Genomic DNA, 14,640 nt, shown 5'->3' on the forward strand with positions numbered 1-14,640 from the left:
ATGGACTGGTTCGCAAATCTGAAATTCGACAGCGCATCCTATATCGGCCTGTTCTTGCAGGCCGAATGGGACGTGAAGGCGATCATGATCGGCCTGGTGCTGGCCAGCATCTGGACCTGGGCGATCATCCTGTCGCTCCGCGGCCGCATCGCCGCCGCGCGCAAGGCCGCCGACCGGTTCGAGGGCGATTATCGCAAGACCGACGATATCGACGCCTTTTACAAGCTGCATGGCGACGAGGATCATCCGACCGCGCGGGTGTTCGCGGCGGGCGTGACCGAATGGCGGCGCTCCACTGGCGGGCGCGCGCTCGACAAGGACGGGACGCGCGAGCGGCTGGCGACGACGATGGGCACGGCGGTCGCGCTGGAGGTCGACCGCCTGTCCGACCGGCTGAACATCCTCGCCACGGTCGGTGCGACCGCGCCGTTCGTCGGGCTGCTCGGCACGGTGCTCGGCATCATGCGCAGCTTTACCGCGATTGCGGGGCAGCAGAGCACGTCGCTCGCGGTGGTCGCGCCGGGCATTGCCGAGGCGCTGTTCGCGACCGCGATCGGGCTTTTCGCGGCCATCCCCGCCGTGATCGCGTATAACCGCTTCAGCCATGGCATCGACAAGGTCGAAGCGCGGCTGAACCGCTTCGCCGATGGCTTCCACGCCACGCTCAGCCGCCAGCTCGACAGCGCGCCGGCGGGCAGCAAGCCGGTGCTCTGATGGGCGCGAAGCTTCCCTCTTCGCGCGGCAAGGGGCGGCGCGCGCCGATGGCGGACATCAATGTCACGCCATTGGTCGACGTGATGCTGGTGCTGCTGATCATCTTCATGGTCACCGCGCCGCTGCTGACCGCAGGCGTGCCGGTGAACCTGCCCGAAAGCCGTGCCAAGCCGCTGGAGCAGGACGAAAAGCCTATCCAGATTTCGATCGACGAACGCGGCACCGTGTTCCTCGACGACAGCGAAGTGGCGGAGGGCCAGTTGCCCGGCCTGCTAGCCGACATCGCCAGCGCGCGCGGGGAGCAGAAGCCGCAGGTGTTTCTGCGCGCCGACACAAGGCTGGATTACGGCAAGGTCATGGTCGTGATGGGCGAGCTCAACCGCGCAGGGCTGAACAAGGTGTCACTCGTCACCACGGGTGAGGGCAAGAACTGATGGCGGTGGCGATCGACCGCAGGGAAGGTGTCGGCGTCGGCGTGGCCGTGATCGGCCATGCCGCGCTGTTCGCCCTGCTGTCGCTCACGATCATGCCCAAGGTCGACCCGCTCGACATCAAGCCGACCCCGATCGAAGTGTCGCTGACCGATGAAGCGGGGCTGGTCAGCGAGGCCCCGGTGATCGAGACCGAAGCACCGGCCGAGCGGCTGGCCGAAGTCCCCGCCCCGCCCGAACCCAATTCACCGCCACCGGTGCCGGAGACTCAGCCCGAGCCGGTGGCCAAGCCCGACCCGACTCCGCCCAAGGCCGCGCCCGCCCCGGCTCCACGGCCGCAGCCCAAGGCGGAGGCGAAGAAGTCGAACCCGGCCCCCGCCAAGGCACAGCAAAAGAGCGAGCGACAGGCGGTGCGTCCGACCGGTCGCCTGACCGGCATCACCGACGGCCTGACCGACCAGGCGAGCAAGGGCAAGGCGACGACGCCCCAGGCCGCGCAGATGGGACCTGAGGTCCGCTCATCGATCTTCGGCCTGATCCGGCGGCAGGTGAAGCCGCATTGGCGCGCGCCGACCGGTGCGGACGTCAATCTGCTCGCAACGATCGTCGAGGTGCGGCTGAACCGCGATGGATCGCTCGCGGGGCAACCGCGCGTGGTCCAGCAGACCGGGCAGACCGCCAGCAATCGCCCGCAGCAGGAGTTGCACAAGGAGCGCGCGCTTGCCGCGATCCGGCTTGCCGCACCCTTTGAAGGGTTGCCCGAGGAATATTATGACGGCTGGAAAGCCTTCCGACTGTCCTTCGACAGGAGACTGTAAATGAAGTTGCGCACCCTTTTTGCCGCCACGACGACGTTCCTTGTTGCGGTGCCGGCCCTGGCACAGGAGCAGCCGACCGCCCAGCCTGCGGCCCCGGCGGGCGAGAGCCAGGAGCTGCCGACCATCGACGTGACCGATGAGAGCGCGCAGGACCTGACCATCATCATCCCGCCGATGCCGACGCAGCAGGTCGTCAGCACGGCGGCGGGCAGCACCGACGTGCTGGGCCGGCAGGTGTCGCAGATCATCGCCGACAATCTGCGCAACACCGGCTTGTTCAAGCCGCTTGGCCCTACGGGCGTCCGCGCGATTCCGGTGAGCGAAGTGAGCGCGCCGGACTTTGGCTATTGGCGCGGCGCGACCGCGCAGGCGCTGGTGCACGGATTCGTGCGGGCCAATGGCGACGGCAATCTGACTGTTGGCTGCTACCTCTATGACGTCGCGCTGGGCACCGAGCTGGCGCGCGAGGGCTTCGTTGTGCGCCCGGCCGACTGGCGGCGGGCCGCGCATAAATGCTCCGACACCGTCTATACCCGCTTGACCGGGGAGGGGCCGTATTTCGACAGCCGGGTGATTTATGTCAGCGAGACCGGGCCGAAGAACCGCCGCATCAAGCGGCTGGCGATCATGGATCAGGACGGCGCGAACCACCGGTTCCTGACCAACGGCCAGTCGATCGTGCTGACCCCGCGCTTCTCGCCGGACGAGCGGCGCATCGCCTATATGAGCTACCAGAACGACAAGCCGTCGCTCTATGTCTATGACCTCTCGAACGGCACGCAGCGGCTGTTGGTGACCAATGTCAGCCTGGCGTTCGCGCCGCGCTTTTCGCCCGATGGCCGCTGGATCCTGTTCACCATGTCGGTGGCGGGTAATGCCGATGTCTATCGCATCGCGGCGGGCGGAGGCACGCCGCAGCGGCTGACGACCGCGCCGGGAATCGACACCGGGGGGAGCTACTCGCCCGACGGATCCAAGATCGTGTTCGAGAGCGATCGTTCAGGCAGCCAGCAGCTCTATGTCATGAACGCCGACGGATCGAACCAGCAGCGGATCAGCTTTGGCAGCGGGCGCTATGCCACCCCGGCCTGGAGCCCGCGCGGCGACCTGATCGCGTTCACGCGCATGGGCGGCGGATTCCGCATCGGCGTGATGAACCCGTCGGGCGGTGGCGAAAAGCTGCTGACCGACGCCTGGGGCGACGAAGGACCGAGCTGGTCGCCCAATGGCCGCGTGCTGCTGTTTTCGCGCGGGGCGCAGGGGCCGTCGGGCAAGTCCGACATCTGGTCGGTCGATTTGACCGGCAGCACGTCGCGACGGATTCCGACCCAATTGGACGGTTCCGATCCGTCATGGGGACCGTTACGACCGTAAACGGGTTGACGCAGCGGGAACTCACCCGCACCCTGTCCGTTACGCAGGGGTATCGAAATTCAAGATAGCCAAGGGAGAATAGGCCAATGGCGAAGTTCAAAACCGCCCTGATCGTTGCGACGATGGCAGTTGCCGTCGTCGGCTGCCAGAAAAAGCGGCCCGAAACCTTGCCACCGGGCCCTGGCGGCCCGGTCGATCCCGGCCCCGGTCCCGGACCGGGCGGCGGCGGCGCACAGCCGGGTACCGCTGAACATTTCAAGCAGAATGTCGTCAGCGACACGATCAACTTCGATTTCGACCAATATGATATCGATGCGCGTGCGCGGCAGATTCTGGACAGCCAGGCGCAGTGGCTAACGCAATATCCCAACACGCGGATCACGCTGGAAGGCCATGCCGACGAGCGCGGGACGCGCGAATATAACCTGGCGCTGGGCGACCGGCGCGCCAATGCGGCGAAGAACTACCTCGCCGCGCGCGGCGTTTCGCCGACGCGGATCACGACGATCAGTTATGGCAAGGAACGCCCGATCGCGCTGGGTTCGGACGAAGCCAGCTGGGCGCAGAACCGTCGCGCGGTGACCATCGTCATCAATTGACCGGTTCAAGCTGTATCGACGAAGGGGCGCGGCAATCGTCGCGCCCCTTTTGTTTGGGCGGGCAATTCGCGCCGCCATCGCTATATCGCCGCTACGCATGACGCCTGAGCCTTCCTCCAGTCCCGCGCTGACCCGTGCGCCGCGCCACTTATGGCTGTGGCTGGCGGGGCTGTTGCTGGCGTTCAATGCGATTGCCGCGACCCCGGCGCTGCCGCAGCTTGACGGCGCCGGGCTGCGCGCGGCGGCGCTGACCGCACCCGCTCCGGTCCATGCCCAGTTTCGCGACCCAGCGTCGCTCATCAAGGCGGCGGCGCAACGGTCGCTGAAGGCACAGGATCGCCCCGATGGCGATCCGCCGCTGCCGGTGCACCATGCCGCAGTCGTTTCACCCTACCCCGCGCCGCAGCTTCGCCCGGCCGTGCCGCGTGCGGACGCCGCGCCAGGCTCGCCTCCGGCTTCGCGCTATCGCGCCCGCGCACCGCCGCTCTCCGCCTGAACCCCGCAACCTGATCGATCAAACACGCCGCCTTTGAGGCGGCCGGCGTGCGCGCGCGTGCGCCGCAACGGGAATTCAGCATGGACGACATTGTTACCGACACCAGCCTGCGCGAGCGCATCGCCGGGCTCCTCAACCGCTACCCCGCGCTCGACCCGAGCGAGCGCACGGAGTTGATCGCCTTCCTCAAATCGGGTTCCGCGATCGACCGCGGGATGCTGAAGGGCGATCCGATCCATGCCGCCGCGATCCGCCGGGTCGAGGCGGATCATCCCGAGCAGTTTCGCCTCAGCATCGCGCGCCAGCTGTTCGTGGCGGCGGCCATCGCCCTGCCCTTCCTCGCGATCTGCTGGCTGGCGTGGGAGGCTGGTGCGAAGTGACCGAACGGCCCCCGCCGGCACCGCTGGCGGGGGCCATCCGATTTCACTTGCACGCCACCCGATTCGATATAAATATGATATCATCTTTTCAGGGAGGCAAATTATGTCGGAGTTCGATTCGCGCGCGCTGCGCTCCAGTGCCGAGCGCCCCGCCCGCACTGCCAGCGGCTATGCCATGCTGCTCGTCGCACTCGCCGCATTGATCGGCATTATCGCGTCCGCGCCGCAGATCGGCGAAGCGGCATGGGCACCGTTTGCGCTGGTGCTGGGCGTGCTGATCCTCGCGTTTGTCGCGCCCGGCTTCTACCTGCTTCAGCCCAATCAGGCGGCGGCGATCCTGTTGTTCGGCGATTACAAAGGGACCGATCGGGTCACCGGTCTGCGCTGGACCTGGCCGTGGATGATCAAGAAGAAAATCTCGGTCCGCATCCACAACATCACATCGGAGCGGCTGAAGGTGAATGACCTGCGCGGCAACCCGATCGAGATCGCGTCGAACGTGGTGTGGCGCGTGGCGGATACTGCACAGGCACTGTTCGACGTCGATGACTATCGCGAGTTCGTGCACATCCAGATCGAAAGCGCGGTACGCGCGATCGGATCGCGCTACCCCTATGACGACTTCACGCATGAGGAGATGACGCTGCGCGGCAATGCCGAGCATGTCAGCGAGGAGCTGCGCGTCGAATTGCAGGAGCGGGTGCTGGCGGCGGGCGTGCATATCGACGAGTGCCGCCTGACCCACCTCGCTTATGCGCAGGAGATCGCCCAGGCGATGCTGCGCCGGCAACAGGCCGAGGCGGTGGTCGCCGCGCGCAAGACATTGGTCGAGGGTGCGGTCGGCATGGTCGAAATGGCACTGGAGCAACTGTCGGAGAAGAATGTCGTCGAGCTGGACGACGAGCGTCGCGCGGCGATGGTGTCGAACCTGATGGTCGTGCTCTGCTCCGAACGCGACACGCAGCCGGTGGTGAACGCCGGGTCGCTGTACCAGTAACGGGAGAGAAAGGCCCATGGCCGCTCCACCCAAGAAGGCGTTCCCGCTCCGCCTCGACCCCGCGCTCTATGCGGCGATCGAGCGGAGCGCGGCGACCGACCTGCGCAGCGTCAACGCCCAGGTGGAATGCCTGCTGCGCGAGGCGCTGGCGCGGCGTGGCGTGAAACTGGCGGATCCGGTGCGCGCGAAGCGCGGGCGGCCGCCGAAGGAGGAATAGGATGCGTTCACACAGCTGCCCCAAATGCCAGAGCCAGATGGTCGAGGGCTTCGTCGCTGACGAGGGCTATGGCACCAAACATGTCAGCAAATGGATCGAGGGCGCGCCGGAAAAGAGCTTTTGGACGGGCCTCAAGATCGGCAAGCGCCGCAAGTTCGAGATCCGCAGCTGGCGCTGCCGCAGTTGCGGCTTTCTCGAACATTACGCCACCGCCTGATATGAGCATGAAACGCTATCGTGACGCACTGCGGGTGCGCGAGGGTTACTGGTTTGCGCCCAAGCTGTTCGGCTGGGGCGCAACGCCGGTGACGTGGCAGGGGTGGCTGACGATGCTGCTCTTCATCCTCGCCTTTGTCGCGGTCCTGCATTGGGCGCCGACCCAGTTTGTGCGGATCGGGGTGGTGGTGCCGATGCTCGCGCTGTTCGTCTGGTTCGTGTGGACCAAGACCGACGGCGGCTTCCGCTGGCGCTGGGGCCCGGACCGGGACTGAGGATCAGCGGCGCGGCTGAACCGGCGGCGGCGGGCCAAAGGCTTCGTCGAGCAGTCGGGCGAGGCGCAGGCCGCCGCGCTTGATCTGTTCCTGCATCATCGGGACCAGCTTTTCGATATCGGCATCGTCGAGCTTGCCGCGTGCGGGGACATCGGCGCGGCACGGATCGCCGTCGAACGCGGCTTCATAGGCCATATGCGCCGCCTGCCAGTTTTCGCGGCTCCAGTCCTCGACCGTGCCGGCGCTTTCCTTGGCGCGTTCTTCGGCGGAATAGACCTGGATCACCGGCGGCGGCGTCGTGATCGCGCGCTCGGCCAGCCAGCCGTCCAGGATGCTGTGCAGGTTGAGCCGCTCGGGCGCATAGATGCCATAATCGGTGCGCGCGCGATTGCCGCCGAGGTCGCCCTTGTCGCCCGCGTGCAGCGGCTGGTGCAGGTCGCCCACGAAGTGGGTGAGGAAGGCGAGCGCCATCACCTTTTCGCGGACCGGCACATCCTTGTCCTGCAACAGCTTCACGCCGCGCTCGATCTGCGCCGACACGCAATTGCCGTCGGGGCAATTGCCCTTGAGCGTGAACGGCTTGCAGATGTTCACATTCTGATAGTGCCAGTTGTAGGCGTAGCTGAACCGCGCGCCGAGCGGCTTGATGCAATCGGCCCACACGCTCGCCTCTTCCAGCGTTTTCGCGGGACAGGTCGGGGTTTCCAGCAGGCCCTGCCGCGCCAGCAGCCGGTCGATCGCGCGGCGCGTTTCGGGCTTTGCGTTCTTGTAGGCGATGGTCGCGACGGTCTGATGCCCGAACTCCCAATAGGCGAGCGCGGGAGTGGCAGCGAAGCTGGCGGCGAGCGCGAACAGCGCGATGAGGGAGCGAATCATGACGCGGTCCTTACTGTTCGTCGCCATAGATCGCGACGGTCTTGGCACCGTTGGACGATACCTTGCCGCGGTACATGCCCGGGGTGTTGAAGCTCCAGCCGCCTGCACCTTCGGGCGTGACGAAGATCACCCCGCCCGAGCCGCCAAGATCCTTCACCTCGTCCATCACCCTCGTCGCGATATTCGATGCCGTCTGCAAGGCGACTGGTTGACGCTCCCAACAGAATGCCAGCTCGCCGCTCTCGCCTGGACATTCTACATGTTGCGAAACCCGCGCACTGCGCATGTCGGCGCAAATTTCGTGCGCCACGCCAACTCGGATGAAGAACTCACCTGCCCCGGTCGCCGACACGGCGCAGGCGCGGTTGTCGGCATAGGTGCCGGCGCCGATCAGCGGCGAATCGCCGACGCGGCCCCAGCGCTTGCCGGTGACGCCGCCGGTCGAGGTCGCGGCCGCGACGTTGCCGGCCTTGTCGCGCGCCACCGCGCCGACCGTGCCGTACTTCATGTCGACGTCGAACCAGCTGGTCTTCTGCGCCTTCATCTTTTCAAGCTGCCGGCGGCGCTCGTCGGTGGCGAACCAGTCGGGGCCGACCTGCTCCAGCCCCTTCTCCGCGCTGAACACATCCGCGCCCTTACCCGCGAGCATGACGTGCGGGCTGTCCTCCATCACCTTGCGCGCGAGACTGATCGGGTTCTTGGTCCGGGTGACGCCGGCCACCGCACCTGCCTTGCGGTCCGCGCCGTCCATGATCGCGGCGTCGAGTTCGTTGGTGCCTTCATAGGTGAAGACTGCGCCGCGCCCGGCGTTGAAGTGCGGATCATCCTCCAAGACTTTCACCGCCGCCTCAACCGCGTCGAGCGCGCTGCCTCCCGTTGCGAGCACCTTCGATCCCGCCTCGAGCGCGGCATCCAGCCCCTTGCGCGCCGCCGCCTCACGCTCCGGCGTCATCTTGTCGCGTTCGAGCACGCCAGCGCCGCCATGGATGACAAGCGTCCACTCGGGTTGCGTCTGGGCGGTGGCGGGGACGGACATCAGCAAGGCTCCGATCAACAGGGAAAGGCGGTTCATACGGCCTCCGGGGTCAGTTTTGGCGGCGCGGCGACGCGCGGGGCGTAGCGCAGGCCGATCAGCGGCCGCAGCCACGGCACGTCGCGCCCATAGCGGTAGAAGAGCCAGCAGCCCAGCGCGGTCACCGGCACCAGCACCACGAACTCGACCGCGGCGGGCAGCGACAGTTTGAGCAGCCAGTACATCGCGACGACGATGATCGTCTGGTGGATCAGGTAGAACGGGAACACCGCTTCGGTCAGCATCGGGCGCCAGCGATGGTCGCGGTTGAGATAGACCTCTGCAATCCCGATCAGCGCCGCGATCATCATCCACGCCTGGATGTAGCGCGCGGCGAGCATGATCCTGCTGGGCAGCCACGGGATCTTGCCGGTATAGGCGACGTCGATCGCGGCGGTGACGGCATATCCGGCGAGGCCGATCGCCAGCGCCGGTTTCCACAGCCGCGCGATCCACCCCATGACCGGCTTCGACCCGGCGAGCGCGAACCCGAACAGGAAGGCGGGGAAATAGGCAAGGTGCGCGACGCCGTCGCCGATCACGTCATGAGTGTCGCTCCAGCGCTGAAACACCACCACTTGGGTCATCAGCAGCCAGGCGGCGGGCAGCCACAAGACGCGGGTTCCGGCAAACAGCTGGTCGAACACCCGCTGTACCGTCGCGCCGCCGGGCAGGCTGGCGATCAGCACCAGGCCGAGCGTGTAGATGTAGAGATAGCCGACGAACCACAGATGGTTCCAGGTCGGCAGGATGAACGGGCCGAAGTCGCCGAAATACCAATAATGTTGGGTCCAGAAGGTCCAGAAATCATAGGGATAGGGCCATTGGGTGCGTAGTTCGACCCAAGCCTGCGGCGGCACGATCACGGCGACGCCGAACAGCAATGGCAGGATCAGCCGCCACGTGCGATCGGCAACGAAGTGCCCTGCTCCGCGCGACTTCAGCCACAAGGCGCGGCTGGCATAGCCCGACACGACGAACAACAGGGTAAGTCGCCACGGGTTGGTGAACAGCATCGGCACCGTCACCCATTCCGCAGGCTCGGCGGTCTTTACATGATACCCCCATGGCACAAAGACCATGCCGATATGGTAGAGGATCAGCAGGCCGAACGCCCCGATCCGCAGCCAGTCCATGCCATAATGCCGTTCCACGCGCGCGCCATAGCGCCGGCGAAGCAGCTTGTCAGGCGGCTTGCGGCGAGATTTTGGCGGGCGTGGCGCGCTGGCGGGGGCCAAGGCCGATCAACGGGCGCAGCCAGCCGATCTCCCGCCCGATCAGATAGCTGAATGTGCAGACCAGCGCGGTACCGCCGAGCAGGACCAGGAACTGCACACCCGCCGAGAGCCGCAGCGGCAATGTGTGCCAGGCGATCAGCACGATCGCGGGCTGATGGACGAGGTAGAAGGGAAACACCGCCTCTGCCGCCGTCTTGCGCCAGCGATGATCGCGGTTCCAGAAGCGGTCGGCGAGCTGGATCAGGACGAGGGTCATCGCCCATCCCATCGCCACCTGCCCGGCGCGCGCGAGCGCCATCACCCAGTGCGGCGGCACGGCGTTGCCGGGATAGGTGGTTTCGACCAATACCACGGCGACCCCGCTGACTGCAGCCAATGCGAGCGCACCGCCCCAGACGCGGCGCAGCACGGGCCACAGCATCGGAGATCCCGCGAGCACGAACCCGAACAGGAACAGCGGGAGATAATTGGCATGCCCGGCCCAGTCGCGCAGCAACCCCTGCTCATCCGCGACAACGAACTGCAGGCATAGCCGCGCGATCACCAGCATCACTGCAGGCACCCAGACAAGCCGCCACCCCTGCGCCATCCACGGCACGACCCGATCATTCACCAGGTCATATAGTCGGCGACCGCGCCACAGGATCATGGCGAGGACCACCGTATAGGCCCAGAGATAGACGACGAACCACAGATGCTCCCAGCTGGGGAAGCTGCGGCCCCAAAATTCGCCGATGCGCCAATAATCGCTGGTCCAGAAGCGCAGATAGCCGTGCGGATAGCCTGCCTCGACCACGCGCACCCACATTTCGACCGGGATCAGCACCGCCATGCCAAAGCCGAGCGGAATCAGCAGGCGCAGGTTGCGCGCGTACAGAAATGTGCGCGGATCGCGCGACTTGGCGAACAGATGCCAGGAGGCAAAGCCCGACACCGCGAACAGCAAAGGCAGCCGCCACGGCGTCAGCAGCGCCATCGGCGCGATCAGCCAGGAAAGCTTGTAATCGGTATGGATCACCCATGGCCAGGGCGAGAAGACCATGGCGATGTGATAGACGATCAGCAGCGCGAACGCGGCGATGCGCAGCCAGTCGAGGCCGTAATGCCGCCCGGAGCGCTCAAGACCATGGTTCGCTTCACTCACCCGCCGCGCTATAGGCGGTCGAGCCTCACCAATTGGTTAGCGGGAGCGTCGATGCGGCGGACGACATTATTCTGCATGGCGCTGGCGATCGGCGCGGCGTTTGCGCCGGCACAGGCGCAGCGGACGATCACCACCGATACGCCCCCCGCCGGCCGCTTCGATGCGGCCAACGTGCCGCCCGCGCCCGACTATGACGGCCCCGCCAACTGGGCATCGCTGCCCTGGATCCGCGACGATGGCGACATGACGCCGCAGGGCGTGGCCGAGCCACCGCAGCTGAAGGCACCGGTCGATGTCTTCTTCATCCATTCGGCCGTCCCGCTGCGAAATGCGGTGTGGAACGCCGACACGCGCGATGTGTGGTTCAACGGCGATGTCGGGCAGACGACGATCCGCAACCATGCGAGCGCGTTCAACGGATGCTGTGCGATCTATGCGCCGCGATACCGCCAGGCGAATCCGGCGGGAGGCGATTCCGCTGCGCGCGCGCTCGCCTATTCCGATGTCGCGCGCGCCTTCGCCGCCTTCCGCGCCCGCGTCGGCGACCGACCCTTCATCCTTGCCGGGCATGGTGAGGGCGCGCGGATCGGGCAGATGCTGATCGAGCGGGTGATCGATGGCCAGCCGGTCGCGGGCCGCATGGTCGCGGCCTATCTGGTGGGGACGCCGATCACGCAGGACTGGCTGGCGGCGCGACGCGGCATCGCGGCGTGCAGCAGCGCCACCGATACCGGCTGCGTCGTCAGCTGGGTCAGCCGGAGCGAGGGCAGCAAGCGGCTACGCCAGCGCCCGCCGATCCTGTGCTCCAATCCGATCAGCTGGACGACCGGCCCCGAAGCCGCGCCACGCAGCGCCCATCGCGGGGCGTGGATGCGCAACGGTGCGGAGTTTCCAGAGGCGCTGCGTGCACCCGATGCGGGACAAGTGAGCGCGCGGTGCGACCGTGATGGCGTGTTGCGCGTGTCCGATCCGGGCGGGGCCTATGCCGAACTGGTCGGGCCGGATGGCAGCTTTGCCGCGCTCGACATCCCGCTGTTCTGGATGGACCTGCGCCAGAATGCGGTTGACCGCGTCGCCGCCTTTCTCGCCGCCCGGCGATAGGCTATAGGCGCGGCGAACCTAGAGGAACTTCCATGTCCGTGCGTCCCTGGCGCGATATCACGCGCCGCCATAGCCGTCAGATCATGGTCGGCAACGTCCCGGTCGGCGGCGATGCCCCGGTCACCGTGCAGACGATGACCAACACCCCGACGTCGGACCCCGTCGCGACGCTCAACCAGATTCGGCGCTGCGAGGATGCCGGCGCGGACATCATCCGCGTCTCCTGCCCCGATGTCGAAAGCACGGCGGCGCTGAAGCAGATCGTCCGCGCCGCGCGCGTGCCGATCGTCGCCGATATCCATTTCCACTATAAGCGCGCGCTCGAAGCCGCGGACGCTGGTGCGGCGTGCCTGCGCATCAATCCCGGCAACATCGGATCGGCCGAGCGCGTGAACGAGGTCGTCAACGCGGCCAAGGCCAATGGCTGCGCGATCCGCATCGGCGTCAACGCCGGGTCTTTGGAAAAGGACTTGCTCGAAAAATATGGCGAGCCGTGCCCCGAGGCGCTGGTCGAAAGCGCGCTCGACCATATCAAGCTGTTGCAGGACCGCGATTTTCACGAGTTCAAGGTCGCGGTGAAGGCCAGCGACCTGTTCCTCGCAGCCGCCGCCTATCAGCAGCTCGCCGAAGCGGTCGATTGCCCGCTGCATCTGGGCATCACCGAAGCGGGCGGATTTGTCGGCGGGACGGTGAAGAGCGCGATCGGGATGGGGTCGCTGCTATGGTACGGCATCGGCGACACGATCCGCGTGTCGCTCTCCGCCGAGCCAGAGGAAGAGGTCCGCGTCGGGTTCGAGATCCTGAAGGCGCTCGGCATCCGCAACCGCGGTGTCCGCGTGGTCAGTTGCCCGAGCTGCGCGCGCCAGGGCTTCGACGTGATCCGCACCGTCCAGGCGCTGGAGGAACGGCTCCAGCATATCCGCACCCCGCTGTCGCTCAGTGTCCTCGGCTGCGTCGTCAACGGCCCCGGCGAAGCGCGCGAGACCGATATCGGCCTGACCGGCGGCGGCAACGGCAAGCATATGGTCTATCTGGCCGGGGTCACCGATCATACGGTCGAGGACGCCGACATGCTCGAGCATATCGTCAAGCTGGTCGAGGCCAAGGCGGCGGAGATCGAGGCAGCGGATGAGGCGGCGGCGGTTGCGGCGGCGTGATCGCGGCGTACCAGGTCCTACGGCTCGTCCTTTCCGCGCTCATCGACACTTACCGCCGGGGCATGTGGTTGTTTGCACTCGCCCCACTTGTTGTGGCGCTGGTAATCGTCCCCGAATTCGCCCAGCACGTGGTCGAAATTCAGAACGGAATGTTCGACGACCGCGCGGGCGCGCTGGCCTTTGCCAATGCACCGCTTCGCTGGCAGTTCGGGGCGGTGAAGCTTACGGGGCTCGCGCTCACCTTCTTCGCTGCGGCGCGCTTCTGGTGGTGCCACGATCAGGGTGGGCGCTGGTGGCGACCTGGCGACATTGCCTGGGGTCGGCTGCTTCTGGCGGCGGGCATGTTCATGTTGATTTCGTCATCAACCTACCCGCTGCGCGGTCATATGCCCGATGCATGGCTCGATGGCGCGGACCTCGTCCTGTCATTGGTCATATTGCCGCTGGTCTTTTATTTTCTCTCGGGCCTGTTCGGCGACCGGCGCATATCGCTGGGGGAAATGTACCGTCGGAGCTGGCCTTACGCCCTGCTCTTGCTGATCCTGCTGGTCGCCGCGTTTGCACCCGCCCAGATGCTGCACGGTTTGTTGCACAAGTGGGCGATCGGCCAGGATCGCTGGTTGATCTGGACCCTGATGACGACCGATGCGCTGGTGGTCGGCCTGCTCGCTTCAATGACCGGGGCGGCGTTCTACACGGGGTACGCCGCGATGGCGCGTCGCGTCGGGGCGATGCCGATAGACGCGTCCCGTCCGAATTGACGCAACGCCAAGATGGTCGACGCGAAGGCGGCAAACGACGTGCAGGTAGTGGCGGCAGAATAGGTCCTGTGCTACGTGTCAGGTCCGAAAGGACCCAACATGAGCTACCATGCCAAGATGATCTCCGGCGGCAAGATCGTCGTTCCCGCTGAAGTGCGCCGGGAGCTCGGCGTCAAGGACGGCGATTCGATCGTGATCGAGCGCGACGATCGCGGCCAGTTCATCCTCAAAACCTATGCACAGGTCGTGAAGGAGGTGCAGGCTGCCTTCAAATCCATGATCGGGCCGTATGAAGGCAGCATGGTCGATGCGCTGGTCGCGGAGCGGGAGCGCGAAGCGGCGGAGGAAGAGCGCCGCACGGAGCAATGGCTCGACCGATATCATCCGTCGAAATGAGCTATGTCCTTGATGCGTCGGCGCTGATTGCCCTTGCGCTGGGGGAACCTGGCTCGGGCGTGGTCGCGAAGTTCGCGCAACACGCGCTGATCTCCACGGTCAATGTGAGCGAGTTCCTGCAACGCTTACGCGACAAGGGCGTCCCGGAAGAGCAGGCGCTTCATCAACTCGCGCGGTTCGAGATCGACATCGTGCCGTTCGGGCTCGATCATGCCCAATTGGCAGCGAAGTTGCGGTCGGCCACGAAGCATCTTGGCTTGTCACTGGGCGACCGGGCCTGCCTGTCGCTCGCCCTCGCTCGGGATCGCCACGTCCTGACCGCCGACCACCGCATGGCGGAGGCCGATGTCGGGCTCGACATCCGCATGATCCGTTGAC

At 66.2% G+C, this 14,640-nt stretch carries 20 protein-coding genes; 16 read left to right on the top strand and 4 right to left on the bottom strand.

The features are described from left to right. The 11 genes from tolQ to ACRYLO_RS10360 all read left to right on the top strand — a co-directional run bounded on the left by tolQ (position 1) and on the right by ACRYLO_RS10360 (position 6,517). Entirely contained in the window at positions 1-714 is a 714-nt protein-coding gene (tolQ, locus tag ACRYLO_RS10310) for a protein TolQ (RefSeq protein WP_482660069.1), read from the top strand. Further along, positions 714-1,148: a protein TolR gene (gene tolR / locus ACRYLO_RS10315; RefSeq protein ID WP_482660070.1), complete on the top strand. Its 435-nt coding sequence runs from the start codon at positions 714-716 to the stop codon at positions 1,146-1,148. The genes tolQ and tolR overlap by 1 nt, the downstream gene beginning before the upstream one ends. After that, a complete protein-coding gene (locus ACRYLO_RS10320) occupies positions 1,148-1,963 on the top strand; it encodes a cell envelope biogenesis protein TolA (RefSeq protein WP_482660071.1) in 816 nt (271 codons plus the stop codon). The genes tolR and ACRYLO_RS10320 overlap by 1 nt, the downstream gene beginning before the upstream one ends. Then, positions 1,964-3,337 (top strand): Tol-Pal system beta propeller repeat protein TolB, encoded by a 1,374-nt coding sequence (gene tolB / locus ACRYLO_RS10325; RefSeq protein ID WP_482660072.1) that lies wholly within the window; start codon positions 1,964-1,966, stop codon positions 3,335-3,337. Positions 3,338-3,423: 86 nt separating this feature from the next. Then, the gene (gene pal, locus ACRYLO_RS10330) at positions 3,424-3,936 is read left to right on the top strand and encodes a peptidoglycan-associated lipoprotein Pal (protein WP_482660073.1); all 513 of its coding nucleotides are present in this window, start codon (positions 3,424-3,426) and stop codon (positions 3,934-3,936) included. 97 nt (positions 3,937-4,033) lie between these two features. Next, positions 4,034-4,432 (top strand): hypothetical protein, encoded by a 399-nt coding sequence (locus tag ACRYLO_RS10335; RefSeq protein WP_482660074.1) that lies wholly within the window; start codon positions 4,034-4,036, stop codon positions 4,430-4,432. Between the two features lie 80 nt (positions 4,433-4,512). Further along, positions 4,513-4,812 (top strand): hypothetical protein, encoded by a 300-nt coding sequence (locus tag ACRYLO_RS10340; RefSeq protein ID WP_482660075.1) that lies wholly within the window; start codon positions 4,513-4,515, stop codon positions 4,810-4,812. 103 nt (positions 4,813-4,915) lie between these two features. Next, positions 4,916-5,809 (top strand): SPFH domain-containing protein, encoded by an 894-nt coding sequence (locus tag ACRYLO_RS10345; RefSeq protein WP_482660076.1) that lies wholly within the window; start codon positions 4,916-4,918, stop codon positions 5,807-5,809. Positions 5,810-5,825: 16 nt separating this feature from the next. Next, the gene (locus tag ACRYLO_RS10350; RefSeq protein ID WP_482660077.1) at positions 5,826-6,026 is read left to right on the top strand and encodes a type II toxin-antitoxin system antitoxin; all 201 of its coding nucleotides are present in this window, start codon (positions 5,826-5,828) and stop codon (positions 6,024-6,026) included. 1 nt (position 6,027) lies between these two features. Continuing rightward, positions 6,028-6,243, top strand: a complete 216-nt coding sequence (locus ACRYLO_RS10355; protein WP_482660078.1) for a PF20097 family protein — start codon at positions 6,028-6,030, stop codon at positions 6,241-6,243. A 1-nt stretch (position 6,244) separates the two neighbouring features. Further along, a complete protein-coding gene (locus ACRYLO_RS10360; RefSeq protein ID WP_482660079.1) occupies positions 6,245-6,517 on the top strand; it encodes a hypothetical protein in 273 nt (90 codons plus the stop codon). Positions 6,518-6,520: 3 nt separating this feature from the next. Here the strand turns inward: ACRYLO_RS10360 and ACRYLO_RS10365 are convergent, their stop codons facing one another. Genes ACRYLO_RS10365 through ACRYLO_RS10380 form a run of 4 tightly spaced genes read right to left on the bottom strand, consistent with a single transcriptional unit; the run spans position 6,521 to position 10,847 of the window. Then, positions 6,521-7,393, bottom strand: a complete 873-nt coding sequence (locus tag ACRYLO_RS10365) for a S1/P1 nuclease (protein ID WP_482660080.1) — start codon at positions 7,391-7,393, stop codon at positions 6,521-6,523. Positions 7,394-7,403: 10 nt separating this feature from the next. Beyond that, entirely contained in the window at positions 7,404-8,465 is a 1,062-nt protein-coding gene (locus ACRYLO_RS10370) for an isoaspartyl peptidase/L-asparaginase family protein (protein WP_482660081.1), read from the bottom strand. After that, on the bottom strand, positions 8,462-9,619 hold the full coding sequence (locus ACRYLO_RS10375) for an acyltransferase family protein (RefSeq protein WP_482660082.1): 1,158 nt from the start codon (positions 9,617-9,619) through the stop codon (positions 8,462-8,464). The genes ACRYLO_RS10370 and ACRYLO_RS10375 overlap by 4 nt, the downstream gene beginning before the upstream one ends. A gap of 31 nt (positions 9,620-9,650) precedes the next feature. Next, positions 9,651-10,847, bottom strand: a complete 1,197-nt coding sequence (locus ACRYLO_RS10380) for an acyltransferase family protein (RefSeq protein ID WP_482660083.1) — start codon at positions 10,845-10,847, stop codon at positions 9,651-9,653. A 51-nt stretch (positions 10,848-10,898) separates the two neighbouring features. Between ACRYLO_RS10380 and ACRYLO_RS10385 the strand changes: the two genes are divergently transcribed. From ACRYLO_RS10385 to ACRYLO_RS10405, 5 genes are all read left to right on the top strand, one after another. After that, positions 10,899-11,948, top strand: coding sequence for a DUF3089 domain-containing protein (locus ACRYLO_RS10385; RefSeq protein ID WP_482660084.1), 1,050 nt, complete (start codon positions 10,899-10,901; stop codon positions 11,946-11,948). A 32-nt stretch (positions 11,949-11,980) separates the two neighbouring features. Beyond that, positions 11,981-13,105 carry a flavodoxin-dependent (E)-4-hydroxy-3-methylbut-2-enyl-diphosphate synthase gene (gene ispG, locus ACRYLO_RS10390; protein WP_482660085.1) on the top strand — a complete coding sequence of 375 codons (1,125 nt, stop codon included), beginning with the start codon at positions 11,981-11,983 and terminating at the stop codon, positions 13,103-13,105. Continuing rightward, on the top strand, positions 13,102-13,866 hold the full coding sequence (locus ACRYLO_RS10395; protein WP_482660086.1) for a hypothetical protein: 765 nt from the start codon (positions 13,102-13,104) through the stop codon (positions 13,864-13,866). Before ispG ends, ACRYLO_RS10395 begins: the two co-directional genes overlap by 4 nt. A gap of 99 nt (positions 13,867-13,965) precedes the next feature. Beyond that, positions 13,966-14,262: an AbrB/MazE/SpoVT family DNA-binding domain-containing protein gene (locus tag ACRYLO_RS10400; RefSeq protein WP_482660087.1), complete on the top strand. Its 297-nt coding sequence runs from the start codon at positions 13,966-13,968 to the stop codon at positions 14,260-14,262. Beyond that, positions 14,259-14,639, top strand: a complete 381-nt coding sequence (locus ACRYLO_RS10405) for a type II toxin-antitoxin system VapC family toxin (protein ID WP_482660088.1) — start codon at positions 14,259-14,261, stop codon at positions 14,637-14,639. Before ACRYLO_RS10400 ends, ACRYLO_RS10405 begins: the two co-directional genes overlap by 4 nt. Position 14,640 lies beyond the last annotated feature (1 nt).

It is taken from the genome of Sphingomonas sp. SDUR79 (assembly GCF_056821745.1).

Coding starts and splice junctions, on each gene's coding strand:
- tolQ (WP_482660069.1), top strand. CDS start 1: ATGGACTGGTTCGCAAATCTGAAATTCGACAGCGCATCCTATATCGGC.
- tolR (WP_482660070.1), top strand. CDS start 714: ATGGGCGCGAAGCTTCCCTCTTCGCGCGGCAAGGGGCGGCGCGCGCCG.
- ACRYLO_RS10320 (WP_482660071.1), top strand. CDS start 1,148: ATGGCGGTGGCGATCGACCGCAGGGAAGGTGTCGGCGTCGGCGTGGCC.
- tolB (WP_482660072.1), top strand. CDS start 1,964: ATGAAGTTGCGCACCCTTTTTGCCGCCACGACGACGTTCCTTGTTGCG.
- pal (WP_482660073.1), top strand. CDS start 3,424: ATGGCGAAGTTCAAAACCGCCCTGATCGTTGCGACGATGGCAGTTGCC.
- ACRYLO_RS10335 (WP_482660074.1), top strand. CDS start 4,034: ATGACGCCTGAGCCTTCCTCCAGTCCCGCGCTGACCCGTGCGCCGCGC.
- ACRYLO_RS10340 (WP_482660075.1), top strand. CDS start 4,513: ATGGACGACATTGTTACCGACACCAGCCTGCGCGAGCGCATCGCCGGG.
- ACRYLO_RS10345 (WP_482660076.1), top strand. CDS start 4,916: ATGTCGGAGTTCGATTCGCGCGCGCTGCGCTCCAGTGCCGAGCGCCCC.
- ACRYLO_RS10350 (WP_482660077.1), top strand. CDS start 5,826: ATGGCCGCTCCACCCAAGAAGGCGTTCCCGCTCCGCCTCGACCCCGCG.
- ACRYLO_RS10355 (WP_482660078.1), top strand. CDS start 6,028: ATGCGTTCACACAGCTGCCCCAAATGCCAGAGCCAGATGGTCGAGGGC.
- ACRYLO_RS10360 (WP_482660079.1), top strand. CDS start 6,245: ATGAGCATGAAACGCTATCGTGACGCACTGCGGGTGCGCGAGGGTTAC.
- ACRYLO_RS10365 (WP_482660080.1), bottom strand. CDS start 7,393: ATGATTCGCTCCCTCATCGCGCTGTTCGCGCTCGCCGCCAGCTTCGCT.
- ACRYLO_RS10370 (WP_482660081.1), bottom strand. CDS start 8,465: ATGAACCGCCTTTCCCTGTTGATCGGAGCCTTGCTGATGTCCGTCCCC.
- ACRYLO_RS10385 (WP_482660084.1), top strand. CDS start 10,899: ATGCGGCGGACGACATTATTCTGCATGGCGCTGGCGATCGGCGCGGCG.
- ispG (WP_482660085.1), top strand. CDS start 11,981: ATGTCCGTGCGTCCCTGGCGCGATATCACGCGCCGCCATAGCCGTCAG.
- ACRYLO_RS10400 (WP_482660087.1), top strand. CDS start 13,966: ATGAGCTACCATGCCAAGATGATCTCCGGCGGCAAGATCGTCGTTCCC.
- ACRYLO_RS10405 (WP_482660088.1), top strand. CDS start 14,259: ATGAGCTATGTCCTTGATGCGTCGGCGCTGATTGCCCTTGCGCTGGGG.